General features: G+C 74.4%; 21 protein-coding genes. 14 read left to right on the plus strand and 7 right to left on the minus strand.

Annotated features, from left to right (window positions below):
- The first annotated feature begins 72 nt into the window (after window positions 1–72).
- Window positions 73–2,220 (plus strand): bifunctional diguanylate cyclase/phosphodiesterase, encoded by a 2,148-nt coding sequence (locus AD017_RS27885; RefSeq protein WP_060576102.1) that lies wholly within the window; start codon window positions 73–75, stop codon window positions 2,218–2,220.
- A 6-nt stretch (window positions 2,221–2,226) separates the two neighbouring features.
- Here AD017_RS27885 and AD017_RS27890 read toward each other — a convergent pair whose 3' ends face one another.
- From AD017_RS27890 to AD017_RS27900, 3 genes are all read right to left on the minus strand, one after another.
- Window positions 2,227–3,012 carry an LLM class F420-dependent oxidoreductase gene (locus AD017_RS27890; RefSeq protein WP_060576103.1) on the minus strand — a complete coding sequence of 262 codons (786 nt, stop codon included), beginning with the start codon at window positions 3,010–3,012 and terminating at the stop codon, window positions 2,227–2,229.
- Window positions 3,013–3,033: 21 nt separating this feature from the next.
- Complete coding sequence (locus AD017_RS27895) at window positions 3,034–3,741, minus strand: DUF742 domain-containing protein (RefSeq protein WP_060576104.1); 708 nt, start codon at window positions 3,739–3,741, stop codon at window positions 3,034–3,036.
- 175 nt (window positions 3,742–3,916) lie between these two features.
- A complete protein-coding gene (locus AD017_RS27900; RefSeq protein WP_060576662.1) occupies window positions 3,917–5,125 on the minus strand; it encodes an acyl-CoA dehydrogenase family protein in 1,209 nt (402 codons plus the stop codon).
- 209 nt (window positions 5,126–5,334) lie between these two features.
- Between AD017_RS27900 and fdhA the strand changes: the two genes are divergently transcribed.
- The gene (gene fdhA, locus AD017_RS27905; RefSeq protein ID WP_060576105.1) at window positions 5,335–6,549 is read left to right on the plus strand and encodes a formaldehyde dehydrogenase, glutathione-independent; all 1,215 of its coding nucleotides are present in this window, start codon (window positions 5,335–5,337) and stop codon (window positions 6,547–6,549) included.
- 103 nt (window positions 6,550–6,652) lie between these two features.
- Here the strand turns inward: fdhA and AD017_RS27910 are convergent, their stop codons facing one another.
- The gene (locus tag AD017_RS27910; RefSeq protein WP_010230350.1) at window positions 6,653–7,483 is read right to left on the minus strand and encodes an NAD(P)-dependent oxidoreductase; all 831 of its coding nucleotides are present in this window, start codon (window positions 7,481–7,483) and stop codon (window positions 6,653–6,655) included.
- A gap of 57 nt (window positions 7,484–7,540) precedes the next feature.
- Here AD017_RS27910 and AD017_RS27915 point away from each other — a divergent pair, with 57 nt between their 5' ends.
- Window positions 7,541–8,296, plus strand: coding sequence for an HpcH/HpaI aldolase/citrate lyase family protein (locus AD017_RS27915; protein ID WP_075301552.1), 756 nt, complete (start codon window positions 7,541–7,543; stop codon window positions 8,294–8,296).
- A 6-nt stretch (window positions 8,297–8,302) separates the two neighbouring features.
- On the opposite strand, the gene AD017_RS27920 is transcribed toward AD017_RS27915, so the two are convergent.
- The gene (locus AD017_RS27920) at window positions 8,303–8,989 is read right to left on the minus strand and encodes a TetR/AcrR family transcriptional regulator (RefSeq protein WP_010230356.1); all 687 of its coding nucleotides are present in this window, start codon (window positions 8,987–8,989) and stop codon (window positions 8,303–8,305) included.
- A gap of 204 nt (window positions 8,990–9,193) precedes the next feature.
- On the opposite strand from AD017_RS27920, the gene AD017_RS27925 reads away from it, so the two are divergent.
- Genes AD017_RS27925 through AD017_RS27975 form a run of 11 tightly spaced genes read left to right on the plus strand, consistent with a single transcriptional unit; the run spans window position 9,194 to window position 21,864 of the window.
- Window positions 9,194–11,317, plus strand: coding sequence for an acetate--CoA ligase family protein (locus AD017_RS27925; RefSeq protein WP_202968928.1), 2,124 nt, complete (start codon window positions 9,194–9,196; stop codon window positions 11,315–11,317).
- Window positions 11,318–11,347: 30 nt separating this feature from the next.
- A complete protein-coding gene (locus AD017_RS27930; protein WP_060576107.1) occupies window positions 11,348–12,085 on the plus strand; it encodes an enoyl-CoA hydratase/isomerase family protein in 738 nt (245 codons plus the stop codon).
- Between the two features lie 37 nt (window positions 12,086–12,122).
- Window positions 12,123–13,697: an ABC transporter substrate-binding protein gene (locus AD017_RS27935; protein WP_010226322.1), complete on the plus strand. Its 1,575-nt coding sequence runs from the start codon at window positions 12,123–12,125 to the stop codon at window positions 13,695–13,697.
- 14 nt (window positions 13,698–13,711) lie between these two features.
- Window positions 13,712–14,656: an ABC transporter permease gene (locus tag AD017_RS27940; RefSeq protein WP_060576108.1), complete on the plus strand. Its 945-nt coding sequence runs from the start codon at window positions 13,712–13,714 to the stop codon at window positions 14,654–14,656.
- On the plus strand, window positions 14,653–15,552 hold the full coding sequence (locus tag AD017_RS27945) for an ABC transporter permease (RefSeq protein WP_060576109.1): 900 nt from the start codon (window positions 14,653–14,655) through the stop codon (window positions 15,550–15,552). The genes AD017_RS27940 and AD017_RS27945 overlap by 4 nt, the downstream gene beginning before the upstream one ends.
- Window positions 15,549–16,562: an ABC transporter ATP-binding protein gene (locus AD017_RS27950; RefSeq protein ID WP_060576110.1), complete on the plus strand. Its 1,014-nt coding sequence runs from the start codon at window positions 15,549–15,551 to the stop codon at window positions 16,560–16,562. Before AD017_RS27945 ends, AD017_RS27950 begins: the two co-directional genes overlap by 4 nt.
- Window positions 16,559–17,566, plus strand: a complete 1,008-nt coding sequence (locus tag AD017_RS27955) for an ABC transporter ATP-binding protein (protein WP_060576111.1) — start codon at window positions 16,559–16,561, stop codon at window positions 17,564–17,566. The genes AD017_RS27950 and AD017_RS27955 overlap by 4 nt, the downstream gene beginning before the upstream one ends.
- A complete protein-coding gene (locus tag AD017_RS27960) occupies window positions 17,563–18,840 on the plus strand; it encodes a CaiB/BaiF CoA-transferase family protein (protein WP_060576112.1) in 1,278 nt (425 codons plus the stop codon). The genes AD017_RS27955 and AD017_RS27960 overlap by 4 nt, the downstream gene beginning before the upstream one ends.
- Entirely contained in the window at window positions 18,837–19,988 is a 1,152-nt protein-coding gene (locus AD017_RS27965) for an acyl-CoA dehydrogenase family protein (protein WP_060576113.1), read from the plus strand. Before AD017_RS27960 ends, AD017_RS27965 begins: the two co-directional genes overlap by 4 nt.
- On the plus strand, window positions 19,985–21,070 hold the full coding sequence (locus AD017_RS27970; protein WP_060576114.1) for an acyl-CoA dehydrogenase family protein: 1,086 nt from the start codon (window positions 19,985–19,987) through the stop codon (window positions 21,068–21,070). The genes AD017_RS27965 and AD017_RS27970 overlap by 4 nt, the downstream gene beginning before the upstream one ends.
- Window positions 21,067–21,864 carry an enoyl-CoA hydratase/isomerase family protein gene (locus tag AD017_RS27975; protein ID WP_060576664.1) on the plus strand — a complete coding sequence of 266 codons (798 nt, stop codon included), beginning with the start codon at window positions 21,067–21,069 and terminating at the stop codon, window positions 21,862–21,864. Before AD017_RS27970 ends, AD017_RS27975 begins: the two co-directional genes overlap by 4 nt.
- Before the next feature lie 71 nt (window positions 21,865–21,935).
- Here AD017_RS27975 and meaB read toward each other — a convergent pair whose 3' ends face one another.
- Both meaB and scpA read right to left on the minus strand, forming a co-directional pair.
- Complete coding sequence (gene meaB / locus AD017_RS27980) at window positions 21,936–22,946, minus strand: methylmalonyl Co-A mutase-associated GTPase MeaB (RefSeq protein ID WP_010225525.1); 1,011 nt, start codon at window positions 22,944–22,946, stop codon at window positions 21,936–21,938.
- 13 nt (window positions 22,947–22,959) lie between these two features.
- Complete coding sequence (gene scpA / locus AD017_RS27985; RefSeq protein WP_050802219.1) at window positions 22,960–25,170, minus strand: methylmalonyl-CoA mutase; 2,211 nt, start codon at window positions 25,168–25,170, stop codon at window positions 22,960–22,962.
- Window positions 25,171–25,177: the final 7 nt, after the last annotated feature.

Raw genomic sequence — 25,177 nt, forward strand, 5'->3', positions numbered from 1 at the left:
CCGTGAGCATCGGTTACGGTGTCTCCCGATCACGGGGGGACACCCTCCGCCGGGGACGAACGGGGGCGGCGGATGCAGCAGGCCGACGTCGCCGCTGCACGCCCCGACCACGGGCGGGCCCTCGTCGCGGGTGGGCTGCCCGATGCCTCCGATCTGGCGGAACGCTGGTCCGACGAGCTGTCCCGGAGGGCCGTCCCGACCGCGGGCGAGCTCCGCCCGCTGCTCGACCGGCTCGCCGCGCAGATCCGGGAGTCCGCCGTCGCGGAGCCGTTCGACCCGGCCGTCCCCGCGGCCGCGGGCCGCGAGCTGATCGTCGCGCGGCTGACCGACCCGGCCTGCCTGGAGATCAGCCTGCGGCTCCTCGGCGCCCACCTCGAACCGGCCGCCGACACCGCGGCACGGGTGCGCCGGCTCGCCGCCGTCGCGGGCGCCTTCGCCCGCGGCTACACCGACGCCACCCGGCACCAGGTGCTCGGCGAGCACGAGACGATCACCCGGGCCGCGCTGGAGGCCCGGGAGACCGCGGAGCGGGCCCGCTGGGTGTCGGAGTCCCGGTTCACGGCGATGTTCGACTCGGCGGCGGTGGGCATCGTCATCTTCGATCCCGACGCCGCGTCGATCGAGGCGAACGACGCCGCCGCCACCATGCTCGGCTACACCCGCGCGCAGCTGGCGGGGATGGGCGTCGAGGAGTTCGTCTCGCGCGCCGACGCCCCCGGGATCTGGGCCGAGCGGCGACGGCTCCTCGAGGGCTCCCTGGACCGGTTGCGGCTGGTCCAGCCGGTGCGGCGCGCCGACGACGCCGAGATCTGGATCGACGCCGTCGTCACACCGCTGCGTGAGCCGGACGGCACCGCGCAGCTGCTCGTCGCCGTGCTCAGCGACGTGACCGACCAGCTCGAGCTGCAGCAGCGGCTCGAGCACCAGGCGCTGCACGACCCGCTGACCCAGCTCCCGAACCGGTCGCTGTTCTTCGAGCGGCTGTCCGCCGCGATCGACCGGGACGGCGCGGACGGCGTCCGGCCCGGGGTCTGCTACCTCGACCTCGACGGGTTCAAGGTCGTCAACGACACCCTCGGGCACCAGTCGGGCGACCAGCTCCTGCAGGTACTGGCCGACCGGCTGCGGTCGGCGCTGGAACCGGACGGGCACCTCGTGGCCCGGATGGGCGGCGACGAGTTCGTCGTGCTCGTCGAGCGCAGCACCGACCGGGCAGAGCTGGAGGAGGTCGCCGGACGGGCGCTGGGCACCGTCCGCCGCCCGGTCCGGATCGACGGCCGCGACATCGTCATCTCGGCGAGCGTCGGCGTCGTCCGGCACGACGGGGAGCTCGGCCCCGACGAGCTCATGCAGGCCGCCGACACGACGCTCTACTCCGCCAAGCACGCCGGCCGCGGCCGCTACGTGTACTACGACCGCGAGCGGCACCGCTCCGACGTGCGCCGCTTCGAGCTCTCCTCGCAGATGCCGGAGGCGTTGCGCCGCGACGACTTCGTGGTCGTCTACCAGCCGCTGGTCCGGCTCGCCGACGAGCAGACGGTCGGCGTCGAGGCGCTGGTGCGCTGGCAGCGACCGGACGGCGAGCTGCTCGGCCCCGACCGGTTCATCCCGCTCGCCGAGGAGACCGGGCTCGTCGTACCGCTCGGCAGGCGGGTGCTGGACGAGGCGTGCCGCCAGGGCCGGATCTGGGCCGACGAGCGGCCCGATCGTCCGCTGCTGGTGAGCGTGAACGTCGCGGCCCGCCAGATCAGGGAGTCCGACCTGGTCGCCGACGTCGCCGCGACCCTGGAGCGGCACGACTGGCCCGCCGGGCAGCTCCAGATCGAGCTCACCGAGTCCGACCTCATGGGCTCCCCCGGACGGCCGCTGGCCACGCTGCGCGAGCTGGACCGGATGGGTGTCCGGATCGCGATCGACGACTTCGGCACCGGCTACTCGAACCTCGCCTACCTGCGCCACCTGCCGGTGCACGTGCTGAAGCTGGCGGGGCACTTCGTCGCCGGGTCGGCCGAGCGCGACGACGTCATCCTGCGCACCCTGATCTCGCTGGCCTCCGCGCTCGACCTGGAGGTGACCGCGGAGGCCGTCGAGACCCGGGAGCAGGCGGCCCGGCTGCGGGAGTACGGGTGCGCGAATGCGCAGGGCTGGTACTACGCCCCCGCCGTCGTCCCGGGGCGGATCCCGGACCTGATCGGCGACCCGTTCCTCCGCGACCTCTGACGCCGCTCAGGCGTTGCGCTCGTCGCGCCAGGCGATCCAGTCCTTCAGCCGGGCGAGGTCGTAGCCGCCCTGCCCGTCCTGGCCGACGGTGAAGAGGCGGACGCCGGCGTCGTACAGGCCGGGGTCGCTCTCCTCGGGGGAGCCTTCCACGGCGCAGGACCGCTCGATCTCCGCGGGATCACGACCGAGGTCGCGGCAGTGCCCGTCGAGCACGGAGCACTTGTGCGCCACGGTCTCCGCGTCGCCGAATCCGTGCCAGATCGTGGCGTGCTCGGCGGTGTAGCGGAGCGTCTTCTTCTCCCCGCCGCCGCCGACCAGCACCGGGATGTCGCGGGTCGGGGCCGGGTTGAGCGCCGCCCAGCGGTCCCGGATGCGGGGCAGCGCCTGGGCCAGGTCCCGCAGGCGGCCACCGGCCGTGCCGAACTCGTAGCCGTACTCGTCGTAGTCGCGCTGGAACCAGCCGGCGCCGATGCCGAGGATCAGCCGGCCGCCGGAGATGTGGTCGACGGTGCGGGCCATGTCGGCGAGCAGCTCGGGGTTGCGGTAGCTGTTGCAGGTCACCAGGGCGCCGATCTCGATCCTCGAGGTCGCCTCGGCCCAGGCACCGAGCATGGTCCAGCACTCGAAGTGCTTGCCGTCGGGCTCGCCGTAGAGCGGGAAGAAGTGGTCCCAGTTGAACACGACGTCGGCGCCGGCCTCCTCGGCGGCGGCGACGGTGCGGCGGATCTCGGAGTAGTCGGCGTGCTGGGGCTGCAGCTGCAGCCCGATACGGACGGGACGCGGGTCGCTCATGCGCCCCATCCTGCCGCCGGGTCAGAGCTTCCGCAGTCCGGCCAGCACGCGGTCCATCAGCTTCATGCTCGGCCCGTCCTCGGCGGAGGAGACGCCGTGCACGGTCAGCCTGCCCTCGCCGGCCAGGTCGTCGATGAGCACCCGGGCCACGCCGAGCGGGACCGACGCGAGCGCCGCCACCTCCGAGACCGACCGGGTCTGCGCGCACAGGCCCAGCACGACCGCCTTCTCCCGGCTGTCGACCCGCACCGGGCCGCGGACCGGCGTCACCGACACCAGGGTCTCCAGCCGGAGCTCCATCCGGACCCGGGTGCGGCCGCCGGTGATCACGTAGGGCCGCACCGGCGCGAACGCGACCTGCTCGACCGGGCCGGGGTCGTCGACGACGGCGGGCAGCGGGGCCGTCTCCCAGCCCGTGCCGTCGTCCGGGGCGGTCGCCGCGGCGTCCTCCTGTGCGGCGGCGGTCTCGGCGGCGGCCGACTCGGCCGCACGTTCCTTGCGGGACTTCCGCTTCCGCTTCACCGAGTGGCCACCGAACCGGGCGCCGGTGACCCCGACGAGGTCCTCCTGCGGCGGCTCCGCGTCGTCCACGGGAACCGCGGCGGGCTCCGGTGCGGGTTCCGGGGCCTCCTCGACGGGGCGACCGTGCGGGTGCTCCGGATCGGGCGCGTGCCGGGACGTCGGGGCGCCGAAGCGGGCCCCCGTACGCCCGATGTCCGACCGTGCCATCCACCCTCCGATGTTCGCCGTCCGCTTCGTCCCCTGTCGCGTGGAAGCGATCACGGTGGGCGACCGGGGAGACGCACAGGGTGGACCAGGCGCACTACCGATCGGTGTCGCCCGTGTCACGCCTGTGTGACACGACGGAGGGTCGGCAGGTCGTGACAGGAAAAAATTCCTCCTGTCACCCCAGCGGGCTCCGCGGCAGCAGGCGGTCCGCGATGATCTTCTTCTGGATCTCGCTGGTGCCCTCGAAGATCGTCGTCAGCCGGGCGTCGCGCCAGTGCCGCTCCACCTGGTGCTCGGTGGTGTAACCGTTGCCCCCGTGCAGCTGGATGCCGTCCGCCGTCACCTCGGCGGCCATCTCGGTGGCCACGAGCTTCGCCATCGCCGCCTCCCGCTCGCACGACTCGCCCTGGTCGAGGCGGTGGGCGACGTGCTGGTAGAACGACCGCGCCTGCTCCACGCGGGCCGCCATCGTCGCGAGGGTGAAGCGCACCGCCTGGAAGTCGCCGATCGGGTGCTCGAACTGCCGGCGCCGCTGCAGGTAGCGGACGCAGTCCTCGACGGCCGCCCTGGCCAGGCCGACGGCGCGGGCCGCGGTGTGCACCCGGGCGATGTTGAGCCACGCCTGGGCGTCGGCGAACCCCTCGCCGCCCGCGCCGAGCTGGTTGGCGACCGGGACACGGAGCCCGTCGAACTCGAGGTCCCAGGTCACGAACCCGTGGTAGCCGATCTTGTCGATCGGGGTGCCGGTGAGCCCGTCGGGGAAGGTGTCCCGCTGCTTCTCGACGACGACGGTCGCGAGCCCGGCCGAGCGCTTCTCCCCCGGCTCCGGGTCGGCGGTGCGGACGAGGACCTGGACGAAGTCGGCGGCCTTCGCGTTGCCGGTCCAGCGCTTCCGGCCGGTGACGACGTACTCGTCGCCGTCGCGGACCGCCCGGGTCTCGACGGCGGCGAGATCGGACCCGGCGTCCGGCTCGGACAGCGCGATCGCGCCGATCCACCCGCCGCGCGCGCTGCGCCGGAGCAGCTCCGCCCTGCGGGCCGGGTCCGCCACGTTCGTCCCGGCCCCCTGGGCCCTGGCGATGATCGACCCGACGCTCATCCAGGCCCGGGCCAGCTCCTCGGCGACCATGCAGTACTCGAAGGCACCGAGACCGAGCCCGCCGTGCTCGGTGCCGACCGTGATCCCGAAGTACCCCAGCTCCCCCATCTCGTCGAGCAGGTCGCGCGGGATCTCGCCCTTGCGCGGGTCGAGCTCGTCGGCCACCGGCAGCACCCGCGTCGTCGCGAACTCGCGTGCCTGCTTCTGCAGCGCCTCGCGCTCGGGGGTGTGGTGCGGCGCGGTCAGCACCGGCACCGGGGGCTCGAGGAGATCGTCGTCGGTCATCCGCGCAGTATCGCCCGGTGCCGCGGCCGGGGCCATGCACGCCACCTCTCCTCCGGTGCAGTGCCCATCGACCCATGTTCGGATCCGCATATCCGTGGCACGGTCGCATTCGGCGACGTGGCCGGCGCACGGGGGCGGGCACCCGGCGCGACGCCCGCGGGTCCGCGACCGCGGATCGCGCGCAACGCCTTCGAGGGGAGCGAGGCATCATGCCCGACAACCGTGTCGTGGTCTACAAGGGACCGGGACAGGTCGCCGTCGAGTCGATCGAGTACCCGAAGCTGGAGCTTCCGACCGACATCGTCGACGGTCTCAAGATCAAGCGGAAGGCGCCGCACGCCGCCATCCTGAAGATCGTCACCACCAACATCTGCGGCTCCGACCAGCACATGGTCCGTGGCCGCACCACCGCACCGGTCGGGCAGTCGCTCGGCCACGAGATCACCGGCGAGATCGTCGAGGTCGGCGACGACGTGCTGTTCGTCGGGCCCGGGGACATCTGCTCGGTACCGTTCAACATCGCCTGCGGGCGGTGCCGGATGTGCAACGAGGGCAAGACCGGTGTCTGCCTGAACGTCAACCCGGCGCGGCCCGGCGCGGCCTACGGCTACGTCGACATGGGCGGCTGGGTCGGTGGCCAGGCCGAGTACGTCATGGTGCCCTACGCGGACTTCAACCTGCTGAAATTCCCGGACCGGGACCAGGCGCTGGAGAAGATCCTCGACCTCACGATGCTGTCCGACATCTTCCCGACCGGCTACCACGGCGCGCTCAGTGCCGGGGTGACGACCGGGTCGACCGTCTATGTCGCGGGCGCGGGCCCGGTCGGGCTGGCCGCCGCGCACGCCGCGCAGCTGCTCGGCGCGGCCGCGGTCGTCGTCGGGGACATGATCCCTGAGCGCCTGCAGCAGGCCCGCAGCTTCGGCTGCGAGACGATCGACCTCCGGCTGGACGGGACGCTGCCCGAGCACCTCGAACAGCTGCTCGGCGAGCCCGAGGTGGACGCCGCCGTCGACGCCGTCGGCTTCGAGGCGCGTGGCCACGGCAAGGACGCCGACGAGGCGCCGGCGACCGTGCTGAACTCGGTCATGGACATCACCCGGGTCGGCGGCGCGCTCGGCATCCCCGGGCTCTACGTCACCGGGGACCCGGGCGCGGTCGACGACAGTGCGAAGGAGGGCACCCTCGGCGTCCGGATCGGCCTGGGCTGGGCCAAGTCGCACCAGCTCACCACCGGCCAGTGCCCGGTGAAGCGCTACAACCGGCAGCTGATGAACGCGATCCTCTCCGGCCGGGCGGAGATCGCGAAGGCGGTCAACGCGACGACGATCTCCCTGGACGACGCCCCGCGCGGCTACCAGGAGTTCGACGGCGGCGTGGCCCGCAAGTTCGTCATCGACCCGCACGGCTCCGTCGCGGCCTGACCCGACGGGCACACAAGGCGCCCCGGTGCCGGTCCTCCCGGCGCCGGGGCGCTCGGCCGTCGTGCGCCACCGCACCCTCGGGTGGCGGCGGGACCCGCGTCCGTCAGCCGCCGTCCGACGCCCGCCGGTACAGCTCGGCCGCGGCGCGGGAGAACCCGTCGGGCACACCGATCGCGGCCAGCGCGTCGGCGGCCTCCTCCATCTCCCCCGCCCAGCGCCAGCCCTTCGCCGCCGCCGTCGCGCGGACGTCGGCCAGCGCGCCGGCGTAGGCGGACCCGGTCCGGTCCAGCTCGCCGTGCAGCGCCTCGGTGACCCCGAACCGGGCCGCGGCCTCCTCCAGCGCGAGCCACAGGGTCGGCAGCGCCTTGCTCTGCAACGCGAAGCAGGCCTTGAGCCCGCTCGCCGTGCCGACGTCGGCCGGCCCGGTGGCCAGCACCCGGGCGTCGAACGGGCTGCCCTCGAACAGCGCGGCCGCGGTGTCGGCGCCCGGGCCGGACAGCCACAGGACCGTCGTGCCACGGTCCCACGCGGGCGGGCCGATCACGGCGCCGTCGCACACCGTCGCCCGGTCGCCCAGCAGCGTCGCGATGCCGCGGACGCTGTCCGGGGCGATCGCGTTCGCCTCCACGTACAGCGGCCGGTCGGTCCGGTCGGCGAGCGCGGCCCCCACCAGCCCGGCGACCTCGCGGGCGGCGTGCGGCGGGCAGATCGAGACGATCACGTGCGAGCGGCGGGCGAGCTCGGCGACGTCCGGGACGGCGACCAGGTCGGCCAGCTCGGCGCGCTTCGCCGTCGCGTGGCTGCGTCCGGCGTCCGCCCAGACCACCGCCCCGGCACGGGGTTTGAGCGCCGAGCCGATCGCGGCGCCCATGGCTCCGGGGTGCAGGATCCCGATCACCGGGCGGGGCGGGAGGGACAGCGCGGGCGGGGCCATCCGGCGATGATGCCCCACGGCTGGCGCGCGGCCGCGCGGGCGGGCACGGTCGACGTCATGAGCGCAGTGATCGACGGGGATCCGATGTTCACCGGCGACGCGGTCGGCGGGTGGCTGCAGCTGCCCTCCCCCGCCGTCGCCGAGGTGATGGGCGCGGTCGGGTTCGACGTGATCTGCGTCGACACCCAGCACGGGCTGATCGGCGACGACACCGTGCTCGGCATGCTGCAGGCGCTGACCGCGTCGGGCACCCGCTCGCTGGTCCGGGTGCCCGGGCACGGCGCGGAGCCGATCGGCCGGGCGCTGGACCGCGGCGCGGACGGCGTGATCGTCCCGCTGGTGGACACCGCCGAGCAGGCCGCGGCCGCCGTCGCCGCCTGCCGCTACCCGCCGGACGGCGGGATCCGCAGCTTCGGGCCGGTCCGCCCGTCCTGGCTCGGACGGGACCCCCTGGCGCCGGGACGGTGCGTGGTGATGGTGGAGACGGTCGCCGCGGTGGCGAACCTGGAGGAGATCCTGTCCGTCGAGGGTGTCGACGCCGTCTTCGTCGGGCCGTCCGACCTGGCGCTGGCCCACGGCTTCCCGCTCGCCGCACAGGGTCCGGGCGGGCCGCGGGCGGAGGAGTACGGCGACCTCGTCCGCGGGATCACCGAGCGGTGCGCGGCGGCCGGTGTGCCGGTGGGGGCCTACTGCGACTCCCCCGCGCACGTCCGGCGGTTCCGGGAGCTGGGCGCCACGTTCGCCATGCTCGCCGCCGAGCACGTGATCCTGCGGGCGGCGGCGGCCGAGGCGCTCGGCGCGAGCCGCCCCTGAGCCGCGTCAGCGGCGCGGCAGCCCGAGCGAGCGTCCCCACAGCCGGGTCAGCACGGCGACCGACTCCTCCTCGTCGTGGTCCTGCCCGAGGACCAGCCAGTAGTAGATGTACTGGGTGACCATCGAGTTGAGGGCGTGCGACGCCAGCACGGGGTCCAGGTCGTCGTCGGCGAGGCCCCACTCCTGCAGGCGCCGGATCCCGGTCTCGGCCCGGGCCACCGAGCGTTCCCGCAGCTCCAGCCGGTAGCGGCGCATCTCGTCGTCGAAGGACGCGACCTGCTCGAACAGGGCCAGGAGCTTCCGGTCCCGCCGGAACAGGCCGAGGTAGCGGCGGTTCCCCCGCTCGATCCGGTCCCACGCCTCGGCGAGGGTCGGCGGGCGGCCGTCCCCGTGCGGGCCGGTCGGTTCCGGGGCGTAGAGCCCGGACTCCATCACCTCGTTGACGAGTGTGCGGAAGACGTCGGCCTTGGAGTCGAAGTAGGTGTAGAAGCTGCCGTGGCCGGTCCCCGCCGCCGCGGCGATGTCGGCGACCCGCGCGTCGAGGAAGCCGTCCCGTTCGAAGACGGTGCGCGCCCCGTCGAGCAGCAGCGAGCGGGTGCGCCGTCCGCGCGCCGTGCTCGGCATCGTGCCGATGCTCGCCCGGCGGCGGCTGCCGATCCCGCTGCGGGCAGGGCTCGTCGCCTGCTCGGTCACCTGCAGCTCCCCTCACTCGCGTGCCGAGGATGGCACAGCACCGCATCACCCGAAAGACTTGTAGTCGATATCGATGTCGACTTACCGTGTGGCCCAGGACACGATCTCGCGGGCCGCGGATCGGCGCCCTGACCAGCATCGACCTTCCTCACCCGTCCGAGCGACGGGTGACCGGTCGTGCCCTGCGGACGAGGAGGTCCCACCGTGACGGACACAGCCGGCGCGACCCGGCCGGGCCCGGCCGGTACCCCCGGCCCGACCGACTGGGAGCGGGTGTTCCGGCCCCGGGGCGTCGCGGTACTGGGTGCCACCGGCCGGCCGGACAGCCCGATGGCACGCCCGCTGCGGTGGCTGGCCGAGCGGGGGTTCGCGGGAGCGGTCCGGCCGGTCAACCCGAAGTACGACGAGCTGGCGGGGCTGCCGTGCTTCCCGTCGCTGGCGGACGTCCCCGGCCCCGTGGACCTGGTGCTCGCCATGGTCCCGGCGCCGCACGCCGAGGCGGCCGTCCGCGAGGCGGGGGCGGCCGGAGCCGCCGCGGTCGTCGTGTTCGCGTCCGGCTTCGCCGAGACCGGCCCCGAGGGCGCGGACCTGCAGCACGCGCTGGTCCGGGCCGGCCGCGAGTCCGGCGTGCGGGTGCTGGGGCCGAACTGCCAGGGCGTGATCTACCCGCCCGCGCGGTTGTTCGCCACCTTCACCGCGGCGGCCGACCGCCCGCTGACCGGCACGTCGGGGATCGCCTACGCCGGGCAGAGCGGCGCCGTCGGCGGATCGGTCCTGGACCTCGCCGCGGAGCAGGGCCTCGACCTGACGGCGTGGGTGAGCACCGGCAACCAGGCCGACGTCGACGTCGCCGAGGTGGGCCGGTTCCTCGTCCGGCAGCCGGAGGTCTCGGTCCTCGCGGTGTACCTGGAGGCGGTGCAGGACGGCGCCGCCTACGCGCGGCTCGCCGCGGAGGCCGCCGCGAGCGGCACGGCCCTGGTCGTGCTGCGGTCGGGCCGGTCGGAGTCCGGGCGCCGGGCCGCGGTGTCGCACACCGGCGCGATGCTCGGTGACGACACCGCGTTCCGGCTGGTCTCGCACCGGCACGGGGTCGTCCTCGTGGACGACGTCGACGAGCTGCTCGCCGCCGCCACCGCGCTCCGCGGCGGGCCGAGGCCACGAGGCCGCAGGATCGCCGCCGTCACCACGTCCGGGGGTGCCGGGATCCTGGCGGCCGACCGGTGCGAGAGCACCGCCCTGGAGCTGCCCGGGCTGGCCCCGGAGACCCGGGCGAAGCTCGCCCGGGTCGTCCCGGAGTTCGGGGCACTGGCCAACCCGGTCGACGTGACCGCCCAGCTGTTCAACCGCGACGACCGGGCGTTCGGCGACGTCTGCTCGATCGTCTGCGCCGATCCCTCCGTCGACGCCCTGATGGTGCTGCTGACCATGGTCGTCGGCGACCAGGCCACCGACCTCGCCGAGGACCTGGCCGGGGCGATGGCCGGTACCGACGTGCCCTGCTCGGTGGTGTGGCTCGCCGCCGCCGAGCGGACCACCGAGGCACGCGCCACGTTGCGCCGGGCCGGGATCCCGGTGTTCTCCTCGATCGCCGTCGCCGCGCGGGTCGCCGGCGCGCTCGCCCCGCCGGCGACCGCGGACACGCCCCTCCTCCCCGCCGGGGACGCGGTGCCCGGCCCGGCGCACCGTCCACCGCGGACGGACGGCTGGGCGCTGCTGCGCCGGACCGGTGTCCCGGCGCCCGCGTCGGCCGAGGTCCGCCGGCGCGACGAGGTCCTGCCCGCCGCCCGGGACCTCGCCGGTGCGGTCGGCACCGTGGTGATGAAGGCGGTCGCGCCGGGGCTGGAGCACAAGACCGACGCCGGCGGCGTCCGCCTCGGGGTCCCGGTGGCGAGCGCGGCGGAGGTGTTCGACGAGCTGTCGGCCCGGGTCCCGGAGCTGGAGGGGGTCCTGGTCCAGGAGGCGGTGCCGCCGGGCCTGGAGCTGCTGGTCGGGGTCGCCGGTGCCCGCGACGGCTGGCCGCCGGTGGTGACCGTGGGCCTCGGCGGGACCGCCACCGAGGTGCACCGCGACGTCGCGACCGCCCTGGTCCCGACCACCCCGGACGAGGCCCGCGGCCTGCTGCGCGAGCTGCGGTCCTGGCCGCTGCTGGCCGGGCACCGCGGCGCGCCGCCACGCGACGTCGACGCCGTCGTCGACGTCCTGGTGCGGCTCGGCGCCGCGGTCGCCGACCGGCCCGACATCGAGGAGCTCGAGATCAACCCGCTGATCGTCGGCGCCGCCGGCGACGGCGTGGTCGCCGTCGACGTCCTCGTCACCACCCGTTCCTGACCCACCCACCGACCCTGGAGGACCACACAGATGGGCTCGATCGTCCTGGACAAGACCGACGGGGTCGCGACCCTGACCGTCGACTCGCCGGAGGTGCGGAACGGGCTGACGCCGACGATGGGCCACGAGCTGGTCGCCGCCTGCGAGGAGATCGACGCCGACCCCGCGATCGGCGCCGCCGTCGTCCGCGGGGCCGGCGGCACGTTCTGCTCCGGCGCCGACCGGCGCACCTGGAACCCGGGCGCCGACCAGGCCAAGGACGCGACGTTCCGGGAGACCGGCGCCGTGTACCGGGCCTTCGTGCGGGTCGGCGCCCTCGCCGTCCCGACGGTCGCGGCGGTCCGCGGCGCGGCCGTCGGCGCGGGCATCAACCTGATGTTCGCCACCGACCTGCGGGTCGTCGCCACCGACGCCCGGCTGCTGGCCGGGTTCCTCCGGATCGGGCTGCACCCCGGCGGCGGGTTCTTCACCATCGCCGGGCGGACCGCCGGTCGCGAGGCCACGGCCGCGATGGGGCTGTTCAGCCAGGAGATCGACGGCCGGCGTGCCGCCGAGATCGGTCTGGCCTGGTCCGCCGTCCCGGACGCCGACGTCGAGGACACCGCGCACCGGCTCGCCGCCGAGCCCGCGAAGGACCCCGCCCTCGCCCGCGAGGCCGTCCGCTCGTTCCGCACCGAGCTGGGTCCGCCCGGGATCGGCTGGGACGCGGCGGTCGAGTTCGAGCGCGCCACCCAGATGTGGTCCCAGCGGCGGCGCAACTCCCGCTGACGGCGCCACGTCGCACGCCGGACAAGGAGGTCCCCCCGTGCGCCCGTCCCCCACCACCCTCGTCGCCGGCCTGCTCGGTTGCCTGCTGCTCGGACTCGCCGCGGGCTGCGGCGCGGGCAGCGGTGCGATCCCGCAGGCCGACACCGGCCCGGTCGACTGCCCGCCCGTCGCACCCGGATCGGACCGCGCCGCCGAGCTGACCTGGATCTACACGGTCGACAACACCAGCTTCGACCCGGACCGGATCACCACGAACAACAGCCAGATGTACCTCTACCCCGTCTACGACAGCCTCGTGCACGTCAACGCCGCCGGCGAGGCCGAGCCGATGCTGGCCGAGTCGTGGAGCCTGTCCCCCGACGGCCGGTCGGTGGACATGCGGCTGATCCCCGGGTGGCGCTACCACGACGGCGTCCCGTTCGACGCCGGTTCGGTGCGCGCCAACCTGCTCCGCCACCGCGACCTCGAGGGCTCGTTCAACGCGAACCGGCTCGAGTCGCTCACCGACGTCCAGGTGCTCGACGAGCGGACCGTCCGTCTCGTCACCGACTCCTCGGCGGGCCCGCTGATCACCATCCTGGGCGGCTCGGCCGGGATGATGATGAGCCCGGCGGCCTTCGACCGGCCCGGCGAGGACGTCCGGCCCACCGGTGGCTCGGGTGCCTACACGATGAGCCGCTACGTCCCCGGTGACCGGGTCGAGTACACCCGGGTGCCCGGCTACTGGGACCAGGACGGTGCGCGGGTCGAGCGGCTGACCTACCTGATCTCCGGCGACGACAACGCCCGCCTCAACGCCGTCACCACCGGCGCCGCGGACGTGACGTTCCTCCGGGCCAACATGGTGCGACCGGCGCAGGAGTCGGGGCTGGTGATCTGCCAGCAGCCGTCGCTGTCGAGCTACACGCTCAACCTGAACACCGCCCGGTCGGAGTTCGGCGACGAGAAGGTCCGGCAGGCGATGAACGTCGCCGTCGACCGGAGGTCGATCAGCCTGCTCGTCAGCGGCCTCTGCCAGCCCGCGGGCCAGATGTTCCCGGACTTCTACTACGCGTCGTCGACGAACGTGGCACCGCCGGAGCACGACCCGGAGCAGGCCCGGCGGCTGCTCGACGAGGCCGGTCTGCCGGACGGCTTCTCGTTCGACCTGGAGGTCGTCAACCTCGACGTCTACCAGCAGATCGCGCAGATCCTGCAGGCCAACTTCGCCGAGGTCGGCATCACGATGTCGATCACGCCGGTCGATCTCAACAAGCTCGCGGAGGACTTCTCCGTGGCCAAGAGCGTCGACGCGATCCTGTTCGAGCAGAAGGCCGAGTCCGACCCGAGCGTGCTCACCGCCGAGTACTACCGGCCCGACGGCTTCAACAACCCGGGCGGGTACAGCGACCCGGTGGTCGTCGCCGCCGAGGACGCCGCGGCCCGCGGCGCGACGCCGGAGGACCGGGCACCGCAGTTCGAGAAGCTCTTCGACCGGGTCGCCGAGGTCCAGGCGCCACACCTGCCGCTGTGCAACCTCACCACCCCGTACGTCATGAACCCGAAGGTCGGTGGTGTGGAGATCTACGCCGACGCGTCCCGCCAGTTCCGCGGCGCGGCGATCAACCCCTAGAGGCGGAGGTTCCCATGCTCGGCCTTCTCGTCCGCAGGCTGGCGTTCACCGTCCCGATGCTCGTCGTCGTCAGCTTCTGCGTGTTCAGCCTGATCGTCCTGGTGCCCGGCGACCCCGCGGTCGCCCTCGCCGGGGAGAACCCCGATCCCGCACAGATCGCGGCCGTACGGGAGCGGCTCGGTCTCGACGACCCGTTCCTCGTGCAGTTCTGGAACTGGTTCTCCGGGGTCGTGCAGGGGGACCTCGGGCAGTCGCTGTTCTCCAGCCAGCCGGTGTCCGAGGCGGTGTTCTCGCGGCTGCCCGCCACCCTGTCGCTGGCGCTGCTGAGCCTCGCCGTCGCGCTCGTGCTGGGTGTCACGGTCGGTGTCGTCGCCGCGATGCGGCCGGGCAGCCGGCTCGACCGGGTGGCGACGTTCGCGGCCAGCCTCGGCGTCGCCGTCCCGTACTTCTGGGTCGGCATGATCCTCGTGCTGCTGCTGGCGATCAACGCGACGATCTTCCCGGCCGTCGGCTACGTGCCGCTGACGGAGAACCCGCTGCAGTGGTTCCTGCACCTCGTCCTGCCCGCGACGGCGCTCGGTCTCGCCCCCGCGGCGGTGATCGCCCGCCAGACCAGGGCCGGGATGACGGGCGTGCTGCGCGAGGACTACGTCCGCACCGCGACCGCGAAGGGGCTCCCGCCGGCGCGCGTCGTCGGGCGGCACGCGCTCAAGAACGCCGCCGTCCCGGTGGTCACCGCGTTCGGCCTGGAGGCGAGCCGCCTCATCGGCGGGACCGTCGTGATCGAGCAGCTGTTCGCCCTGCCCGGGCTCGGCAGCCTGGCCTACACCTCGGTGTTCGCCCGGGACTTCCCGATGGTGCAGGGCGTGCTGCTGGTGGTCGCGGCGCTGGTGCTGCTGATCAACCTGCTCGTCGACCTGTCCTACGGCTACTTCGACCCGAGGATCCGGCAGTCATGACGACCACCGCGCCCACCGCCGCGGCCGGTACCGCCGCCGCGCCCGCCGTCCCCGTCCGTGCCGGGTTCTGGCGCCGCTTCCGGGAGAACCGGCCGGCGTCCGTCGCACTCGTCGTCCTGGGGCTGCTGGTCGTGGGGTCCCTGGCGGCCCCGCTGATCGCGCCCTACGCCCCGGAGGCGATCGACGTGCCGCGCCGCCTGTCGCTGTCCACGCCGCAGCACTGGCTGGGCACGGACGCGCTGGGCCGGGACACGTTCACCCGGCTGCTCTACGCCGGGCGGGTGTCCCTGTTCGCCGCCGCGCTCGCCGTCGCCGTCGCCACCGTGATCGGCGTGCCGCTGGGCCTGCTCGCGGGCTACGTCGGCGGCCGGGTCGACTGGCTGCTCGGCCGGGCCGGGGACGTGCTGATGACCTTCCCGGCGATCGTGCTGGCCATCGCGATCATCGCCGCCACCGGGCCGGGCCTGCAGAACGCGATGATCGCGCTCGGGATCGTGTACGCACCGCGGCTGTTCCGGGTCGCGCGGGCGTCGACGCTCCAGGTCCGCGCGCAGACCTACGTCGAGGCCTCGATCAGCATCGGTACCCCGGCCTGGCGGATCGTCGTCCGGCGGGTACTGCCGAACATCGCCTCACCGGTGCTGGTGCAGGTCTCGGTGATGCTGGCCGCGGCGCTGCTGGCCGAGGCCGCGCTGAGCCTGCTGGGGCTCGGTGTCGTCCCGCCCACGCCCAGCTGGGGCGTGATGCTCGGGAGCGGGTTCCGGGAGATCCGGTCCACTCCCCTGCTGGTGTTCTGGCCCGGCGTCGCGATCGCCGTCGCCACCCTGTCGTTCAACCTCATCGGTGACGGGCTGCGCGACGCCCTCGGCCGACGTACCAGGAAGGCCGGATCATGACCGCACCTGCCGCCCCCACCCGTGCCGGGACCCTGCTCGGCGTGGACGACCTGCACGTCGAGTTCGTCACCGATCACGGGTGGTCGACGGTCGTCGCCGGGGTCTCGTTCGACGTGCGCGAGCGCGAGATCGTCGGCCTCGTCGGGGAGTCGGGCTCGGGCAAGACCGTGACCGGCCTGTCCGTCCTCGGGCTGCTGCCGCGCGGCGTCGGCCGGATCACCTCCGGGGCCGTCCGGTTCGGCGACCGCGACCTGTCCGAGCTCTCCGGTCGGGAGCTGCGGGCGGTGCGCGGCAACGAGGTGGCGATGGTCTTCCAGGAGCCGATGACCAGCCTCAACCCGGCGTTCCGGATCGGCGACCAGATCGCCGAGACCGTCCGGCTGCACCGCGGGGTGTCCCGCCGGGCCGCACGCGAACGGGCCGTCGAGGTGCTCGACCTGGTCGGCATCCCGCACGCCCGGCGCCGCGTGGACGACTACCCGCACGAGTTCTCCGGCGGGATGCGGCAGCGGGCGATGATCGCGATGGCGGTCAGCTGCGAGCCGCGCCTGCTGATCGCCGACGAGCCCACCACCGCACTCGACGTCACCATCCAGGCCCAGGTGCTGGAGCTGCTGGCGACGATGCAGCGCGATCTCGGGATGAGCGTGCTGCTGGTGACCCACGATCTCGGCGTCGTCGCCGAGGTGTGCGAACGGGTCGTCGTGATGTACGCCGGGCAGGTCGTGGAGCGGGCCGGGGTCGGTGAGCTGTTCGACCATCCGCGCCACCCCTACACCGAGGGGTTGCTGGCGGCGATGCCGCAGCTGGGGTCGAGGGGGCAGCGGCTGCCGTCGATCCCGGGGCGCACCCCGGAACCGTGGGCGATGCCCCCGGGCTGCCGGTTCGCGCCGCGCTGCGGCCGTGCGACGACGGTCTGCGGGGAACCGCCACCGCTGGTCACCGCCCGGCCCGGGCACCTCTCCCGCTGCGTCCGGCACGACGAGCTGACCCTGCGCGGTGCCCGGTGACCGGCGGCGGAGCGGCCGGCCTGCTGGAGGTCGACGACCTGCGCGTCACGTTCGGGTCCCGTGGCCTGCGCGGCCGCGGGCGGACCCTGCGCGCCGTCGACGGCGTCAGCCTGCGCCTCGCGCGCGGGCAGACGCTCGGGCTGGTCGGCGAGTCCGGCTCCGGCAAGTCCACGCTGGGGCGGGCCGTGCTGCGGCTCGTCCCGGTGGCCGGCGGGCGGGTCCGGCTGGACGGCACCGACCTGACCGCGCTCCGCGGGCGGGCGCTGCGCGACGCCCGCCGGACCATGCAGATGGTGTTCCAGGACCCGTACTCGTCGCTGGACCCGAGCGCGGTGATCGGCGACAGCATCGCCGAGCCGCTGCGCGAGCACGAGGGCCTGTCCCGGCGCGACGCCGCGAGCCGGGTCCGCGCGCTGCTCGACGTCGTCGGGCTGCCCGCGAGCCACGCGGACCGCTACCCGTACGAGTTCTCCGGCGGGCAGCGGCAGCGCGTCGCGATCGCCCGGGCGGTCGCGCTCCACCCGAGCCTGGTGGTGTGCGACGAGGCGGTGTCCGCACTCGACGTGTCGACCCAGAACCAGGTGATCAACCTGCTGGAGGACCTGCGGGAGCAGTTCGGGCTGTCCTACCTGTTCATCGCGCACGACCTGGCCGTGGTGCGGCACATCGCGCACACCGTCGCCGTGATGTACCTCGGGCACGTCGTGGAGACCGGCCCCACCGACCGGGTCTACGACGCCCCGGCCCACCCCTACACCCGCGCCCTGCTGTCGGCGATCCCCGCGACGCACCCGGGACGGGCGGGGACCGGGACCCGCATGCTGCTCTCCGGCGACCTGCCCGACCCGGCGGACCCGCCCGCGGGCTGCCCGTTCGTCACCCGGTGCCCGTTCGCGATGGACGTCTGCCGGGAGACCCCGCCCGCCATGACCCCCGTCGACGGCGGCGGCGAGGTCGCCTGCCACCTGGAGACCGGCGTCCCGGCCGGGGCGGTCGCGCCGTGACGGGCGCGCTGGACAGGATCACGGTCGTCGAGTTCGGGCAGTTCGTGTCCGTGCCGTTCTGCGGCCAGCTGATGGCCGACGCGGGAGCCCGGGTGATCAAGGTGGAACCGCCCGGCGGCGACTCCTACCGGAGCTCGCACGAGCTCGCGCCCGGCGAGAGCCGCCAGTTCGCGATCAAGAACCGGGGCAAGGAGTCGGTCGCGCTGGACCTGGGCCACCCCGACGCCGGCGAGGTCGTCCGCCGGCTCGCCGCGCTCGCCGACGTCGTGCTCGTGAACATGAGCCCGGCCGCCGTCGCGCGCCGCGGCCTGGACGCCGCGACGCTGTCCGCGGTGAACCCGCGGCTCGTGCACGGGGCGGTCACCGGCTACGGCACGGTCGGCCCGGACGCGGGGCTGCCCGGGATGGACGTCGTGGTGCAGGCGCACTCCGGGCTGGTCGCGGCGCTCGGCGCCGAGGCCGACGGCGTCCCGCGGCACAGCGAGGTGCAGGTCGCCGACTACGCGTCGTCGCTGCTCCTGCTCGCCGGGGTGTCGATGGCGCTGGTCGCCCGCGACCGCACCGGTCGCGGCCAGCCGGTCGACGTCTCGCTGCTCGGTGCGGCACTGACCCTGCAGAACAACCAGTTCTCGCACGTCGACGCCGTCGACGGGTGGCGCGCGGCGTTCGTCGCCGACGAGCTGCCCCGGCTGCGCCGCGCGGGCGCCGGCCGGGACCGCATCGCCGCCGCCCGGGAGGCGCACCAGCCCGACCGGCTCACCCTGACCGGGCACTACCGGGTGTTCGGCACCGCGGACGGCGCCATCGCGGTCGGGGCGGGCAGCCCGCCCACCCAGGAGCGGCTGGCCGCGATCGCCGGGATGCCGGTGGACCGGCTGCGGACCGGCACCGAGGCCGTCCGCGCCGACCTGGCGGCGCTCTTCGTCACCCGCGACAGCGCGGAGTGGGTGACGCGGCTGCGGGAGGTGGCGATCCCGTGCGCCGTGGTGCGGGCCCTCGACGAGGTGCTGACCGACCCGCACGTCGAGGCGGAGGGCCTGGTCGCCGACGTCGAGCATCCGGCGATCGGCCGCTACCGCGGCCTCGGCGCACCCATCCGGTTCGGCGGCACCCCGTCCGAGCCGACCCGTCCCTCGCCGCCGTTCGCGGCGCACACCACCGCCGTGCTCGACGAGCTCGGCTTCACCCCGGCCGAGGCCCGCCGCCTGCTGCGCTCCGGCGCGGCGGTGGCCCGCCCCCGCCGCACGGACGACCGGAGCAGGAGCAGCGCATGATCTTCACCCCGACCGTGCTGACCGAACGGGAGGAACAGCTGCGCCACGAGGTGCGCGGGTTCCTCGCCACCGAACTGCCGCCGGATTTCCGGCCCGGGCTCGGCCTCGGCGGCGCGCACGACCCGGAGTTCTCCGGCCGTCTCGCCGCCCGCGGGTGGGTGGGCATGGCGATCCCGCGCGAGTACGGCGGTCAGGGGGCCACCCCGGTGGAGCGGTTCGTCGTCGTCGAGGAGCTGCTGGCCGCGGGCGCACCGATCGTCGCGCACTGGGTCGCCGAGCGGCAGACGGCGCCGACCCTGCTCGCGTTCGGCACCGAGGAGCAGCGCCGGTGGTTCCTGCCCCGGATCGCGGCCGGCGAGTGCTGGTTCTCCCTCGGCATGAGCGAGCCCGACGCGGGCTCCGACCTGGCGTCGGTGCGGACCGCCGCGACGAGGGTGGACGGCGGCTGGACGGTGAACGGCACCAAGATCTGGACGAGCGCGGCGCACCTCAACCACTTCTTCGTCGTGCTGTGCCGCACCTCGCCGTCCGACGACCGGCACGGCGGCCTGTCCCAGCTGATCGTCGACCTGCACGCGCCCGGGATCACGGTGTCCCCGATCCGGTTCCTCGACGGCGGACACCACTTCAACGAGGTCGTCTTCACCGACGTGTTCGTGCCCGACGACATGGTGCTCGGCGAGATCGGCTCGGGCTGGCACCAGGTCACCTCGGAGCTGGCCTACGAGCGGTCCGGGCCGGACCGCTACCTGTCGGTGTTCGGGCTGCTCACCGCGTTCGTCCGGGAGTGCGGCGACCGGCTCGACGACGCCGGGCGGTCCGCCGTCGGCCGGGCCGCCGCGACGCTGTGGACGATCCGGCAGCTGTCGCTCGCCGTGGCCCGCTCGCTGGAGCACGGTGCCGCGCCGGCCGTGGAGGCGGCACTGGTCAAGGACATCGGGACGGTCCACGAGCAGGAGGTGGTCGAGGCGCTGCGCCACGTCGCGGCGCAGGAGATCGACCCGGGGTCGCCGGGGATGTTCGGCCGGCTGCTGGCCGAGGCCGTCCTCACCGGCCCGTCCTTCACCCTGCGCGGCGGGACCACGGAGGTGCTGCGTAGCATCGCCGCCCGGGGCCTGTCGGCGGAGTACGCGGGGGCACGGCGATGAGCGGGGCGCGCAGCGACGCGGACCTCGTCGGCGAGGCCGTCGCGGACGTGCTGCGGGACCGCTGCACCGCCGAGGTCGTCGACGCCGCCGAGGAGACCGGCTGGGCGGGCGGCCTCTGGGCGACGACGGCGGACGGCGGCTTCCCGTGGGTGTCGGTCCCCGACACGGCGGGCGGTCCGGCGGTCGGCGGCACCGTCGCCGAGGCGTGCGCGGTGCTGGAGCAGATCGGCCGGTTCGCCGCGCCGCTCCCGGTCGCGGAGACCGGGCTGCTCGGCGGGTGGCTGCTGGCCGCGTCCGGCACGGACGTCCCACCCGGCCCGGTGACGACGGCGCCCACCGGGGTCGCGCTGCGCCGCGAGGGTGCACGCCGGGTGGTGGACGGGACCGTCGCCCGGGTGCCGTGGGCGCGGTCCGCGCAGCGGCTGGTGCTGCTGGCGCGCTCCGACGACGGCCCGCAGGTCGTCACGGTCGACCCCGCGCGCGCCCGCGTCGAGCCCGGTCGGAACCTCGCCGGCGAGCCGCGCGACACCGTGCACCTGGACGGCGTCGCCGTCGACGAGGCCGCGCCGGCACCGGACGGCGTCACCCTCGCCGCGCTGCGCCGCCGCGGGGCGCTGTCCCGGGTGGCGCTCGTCGCGGGTGCGGCCGGGCGGGTCCTGGAGCTGACCGTCGGCTACACGAACGACCGGCACCAGTTCGGACGGCCGGTGGCCCGGTTCCAGGCCGTCGCCGCGCACCTGGTGCGCCTGGCCGAGCAGACCGAGGCGGTGCGGATGGCCGCCCGGGTCTGTGCCGCCAACGCCACGGCCGCACCGGGGGGCACCCCGGCGGAGTTCGACGTCGCCGCCGCCAAGACCGTCGCCTCCGCGGCGGCCGGGACGATCGCGACGGCCGCCCACCAGGCCACCGGGGCGATGGGGATGACCCGCGAGTACGAGCTCGGCCGCCTCACCCGGCGCCTCTGGTCGTGGCGCGAGGAGTACGGCGCGGAACGGGAGTGGAGCACCCGGCTCGGGGCGTCCCTGGTCGCGGGCGGGCCGGACGCGCTGTGGCCGTCGATCGCGCGGGGAGCCGTGGCGTGAGCGCGCCGACCCGCACGGAGAACGGCCTCGACGTCCGCGTCGCCGGCCGCGTCGCCACCGTCACCCTGGACCGGCCGGAACGCCTCAACGCGCTGTCGGCCGGTCTGCAGGCCGACCTGGTGCAGGCCTTCGACCGCTTCGACGCCGACGACGACGTCTGGGTCGTGGTCCTCACCGGTGCCGGGTCGAGGGCGTTCAGCGCCGGTGTCGACCTCAAGGAGGTCCGCGAGCACGACGACGGGGCCGGGAACGGGCTGCGGCCGATGGGCGGGACCTCCCGCAACGTGTTCGAGACCGTCCTCGAGTGCGGCAAGCCGACCGTCGCCGCGCTCAACGGCTGGGCGCTCGGCGGGGGCTGCGAGCTGGCACTGGCCTGCGACATCCGGATCGCGGCCGACCACGCCCGCATCGGGCTGCCCGAGGCGAGACGCGGCATGGGCGCCAACTTCGGGGTGCACCTGCTGTCCCGCACCGTGCCGCGCGGCATCGCCTACGAGCTGCTCTACACCGGCGACGACATCGACGCGGCCGAGGCGCACCGCTGGGGGCTGGTGAACCACGTCGTCCCGGGCGACGAGCTCGCCGCGCACTGCGCCGCGCTGGCCGGCCGGATCGCCGGGAACGCGCCGCTGACGGTGCGCCGGTACAAGGCGGCCGTCGGGCGGGGCGGCGAGCTCCCCCTCGCGTCGGCGCTGCGGCTGTCGGTGGGACCGGACCCGTACACCAGCGAGGACCGCGTCGAGGGGGTCGCGGCGTTCGTGGAGAAGCGCCGCCCGGTGTGGCGAGGCCGGTGATCACGGCGCGTCCGCCCGGCCGGCCGCCACCGCCGAGGAGCACCCGCAGCGGCCGCCGCCCGCGCAGGACGTCAGCGCAGGACGTCGAGGATGGTCTGCGCGGCGAGGGTCGGTGTGAGCCCGCCGGTGCGGACGTCGGCGGTCAGCTCCGGCAGCCGCTGCTTCAGCTCCGGGTCGTGCACCACCCGGTCCATCAGCCGGTCCCGCACCATCTGCCACATCCAGTCGACCTGCTGGTCCGCGCGCCGGGTCGCGAGCTCGCCGGCCTTGTCCAGCGCCTCGCGGTGCTCGCCGACCTTCTCCCAGACCGTGTCCAGGCCCATGCCGGTGTGCGCCGAGCAGGACAGCACCGGGGTGCGCCAGTGCGCGGACGCCGGGGTCATCATGTGCAGCGCCCCGGCCAGCTCGCGGGCCGCCGCGCGGGCGTCCTGCTCGTGCTTGCCGTCGGCCTTGTTCACCGCGACGACGTCGGCGAGCTCCAGGATGCCCTTCTTGATCCCCTGCAGGGCGTCGCCGGTCCGGGCGATCGTGAGGAACAGGAAGGTGTCGACCATGCCGGCGACCGTCGTCTCGGACTGGCCGACCCCGACCGTCTCCACCAGCACGACGTCGTAGCCGGCGGCCTCCATGACCACCATCGTCTCCCGGGTGCGCCGGGCGACCCCGCCCAGCGTGCCCGCCGACGGCGACGGCCGGACGAAGGCGTCCGGGTCGGTGGCCAGCCGCGGCATCCGGGTCTTGTCACCGAGGATCGAGCCACGGGTCCGGGTGGACGACGGGTCCACCGCCAGCACCGCGACCCGGTGCCCCTGGCCGGTCAGCCGGGTGCCCATCGCCTCGATGAACGTCGACTTCCCGACCCCCGGGACCCCGGAGATGCCGACCCGGACGGCGTCGCCGGACTTCGGCGTCAGCTCCAGCAGCAGCTCCTGGGCCGCCCGCTGGTGGTCGGGGCGGCTGGACTCGACCAGCGTGATCGCCCGGGCCAGCAGCGTGCGGTCTCCGTCGAGGACCCCGCGGGCGAGCGCGGCGGGGTCCGGGACGCGGCCGGCGGCGCGGCCGGGCCCGGTGGATCCGCCCATCAGTCGCTGCCCATCAGTCGGCGAACACGCTCCCCGCCGCGGCGGGGGCGTCACCGTCGCCTGCACCGTCACCGGCGCCGTCGCCGTGGCCCAGGGCCGCCGACAGCTTCCCGAGCAGGTCCACCGCCGCCTCGGCGATGACCGTGCCGGGCGGGAAGACCGAGGCGGCACCCATGTCGAGGAGCTCCGGCACGTCGGCGGGCGGGATCACGCCGCCGACCACGACCATGATGTCCTCGCGGCCCAGCGCGGCGAGCTCGCTGCGCAGCTCCGGGACCAGCGTGAGGTGCCCGGCGGCCAGCGAGCTGGCGCCGATCACGTGCACGTCGGACTCGGCGGCCTGCTTGGCGACCTCGGCCGGGGTCTGGAACAGCGGCCCGACGTCGACGTCGAAGCCGATGTCGGCGAACGCCGTCGCGATCACCTTCTGGCCGCGGTCGTGGCCGTCCTGGCCCATCTTCGCGACCAGGATCCGGGGCTGGCGGCCCTCGTGCTCGGCGAACTCGGAGACGAGCTCGCGGGCGCGGTCGATCGCCGGGTTCTGCCCGGCCTCCTCGGAGTACACACCGGAGATGATGCGGATCTGACCGGCGTGGCGCCCGAAGACCTTCTCCAGTGCGTCGGAGATCTCCCCGACGGTGGCCTTGTTGCGGGCCGCGTCGACGGCCAGGCCGAGCAGGTTGTCCTCGGCACCGCGCCGCGACCCCTCGGCGATCTTCTCGGCGACGCCCGTCAGCCTGCGGAGCGACTCGTCCAGGGCACGGTCGTCGCGCTCGGCCCGCAGCTTCTGCAGCTTCTCGAGCTGCTCGCGGCGCACGTTCGCGTTGTCGACCTTGAGGACGTCGATCTGCTCGTCGGCCTCCAGCACGTACTTGTTGACGCCGATCACCGGCTGGCGGGCGGAGTCGATCCGGGCCTGGGTGCGGGCCGCGGCCTCTTCGACGCGCATCTTCGGGATGCCGGCGTCGATCGCCTCGGCCATGCCGCCGGCCTTCTCGACCTCGTCGATGTGCGCCCACGCGCGCCGCGCGATGTCGTAGGTCAGCTTCTCGACGTAGTAGCTGCCGCCCCACGGGTCGACGACGTTCGTGGTGCCGGACTCCTGCTGCAGCAGCAGCTGGGTGTTCCGGGCGATCCGCGCCGAGAAGTCGGTGGGCAGCGCGAGCGCCTCGTCGAGGGCGTTGGTGTGCAGCGACTGCGTGTGGCCCTGGGTGGCGGCCATCGCCTCGACGCAGGTGCGGACGACGTTGTTGTAGACGTCCTGCGCGGTCAGCGACCAGCCCGAGGTCTGCGAGTGGGTCCGCAGCGACAGCGACTTCGCGTTCTTCGGGTCGAACCGGTGGACGAGCTTCGACCAGAGCAGGCGCGCGGCCCGCATCTTGGCGACCTCCATGAAGAAGTTCATGCCGATCGCCCAGAAGAAGCTCAGCCGCGGCGCGAACTTGTCGATGTCCAGCCCGGCGTCGACGCCGGCCCGCAGGTACTCCACGCCGTCGGCGAGGGTGTAGGCGAGCTCCAGGTCGTTCGTCGCCCCGGCCTCCTGGATGTGGTACCCGGAGATCGAGATCGAGTTGAACTTCGGCATCTTCGCGCTGGTGAAGCCGAAGATGTCGGAGATGATCTGCATCGACGGCTGCGGCGGGTAGATGTAGGTGTTGCGGACCATGAACTCCTTCAGAATGTCGTTCTGAATGGTTCCGGTCAGCTTGTCGGGGCTCACCCCCTGCTCCTCCGCCGCGACGATGTACAGCGCGAGCACCGGCAGCACGGCGCCGTTCATCGTCATCGAGACCGACATGCGGTCCAGCGGGATGCCGTCGAACAGCTGGCGCATGTCGAGGATCGAGTCGATCGCGACACCGGCCATGCCGACGTCGCCGGCGACCCGCGGGTGGTCGGAGTCGTAGCCGCGGTGGGTGGCCAGGTCGAACGCGATCGACAGGCCCTTCTGGCCCGCGGCGAGGTTGCGCCGGTAGAAGGCGTTCGACTCGGCCGCGGTGGAGAACCCGGCGTACTGCCGGACCGTCCACGGCTGGTTCGTGTACATCGTCGGGTACGGGCCGCGCAGGTACGGCGTGATCCCCGGGTAGGTGCCCAGGAAGTCGAGCCCGTCGAGGTCGCGGGCGGTGTACAGCGGCTTGACGCCGATGCCCTCCGGCGCCTCCCAGGTGGGGGCGGACCCCGCCCAGTCCGACGACGGCGTCGTCGCGGGGCCCAGGGGCACCGAGGTG

The sequence above is a fragment of the Pseudonocardia sp. EC080619-01 genome, from assembly GCF_001420995.1.
GTDB lineage: Bacteria > Actinomycetota > Actinomycetes > Mycobacteriales > Pseudonocardiaceae > Pseudonocardia.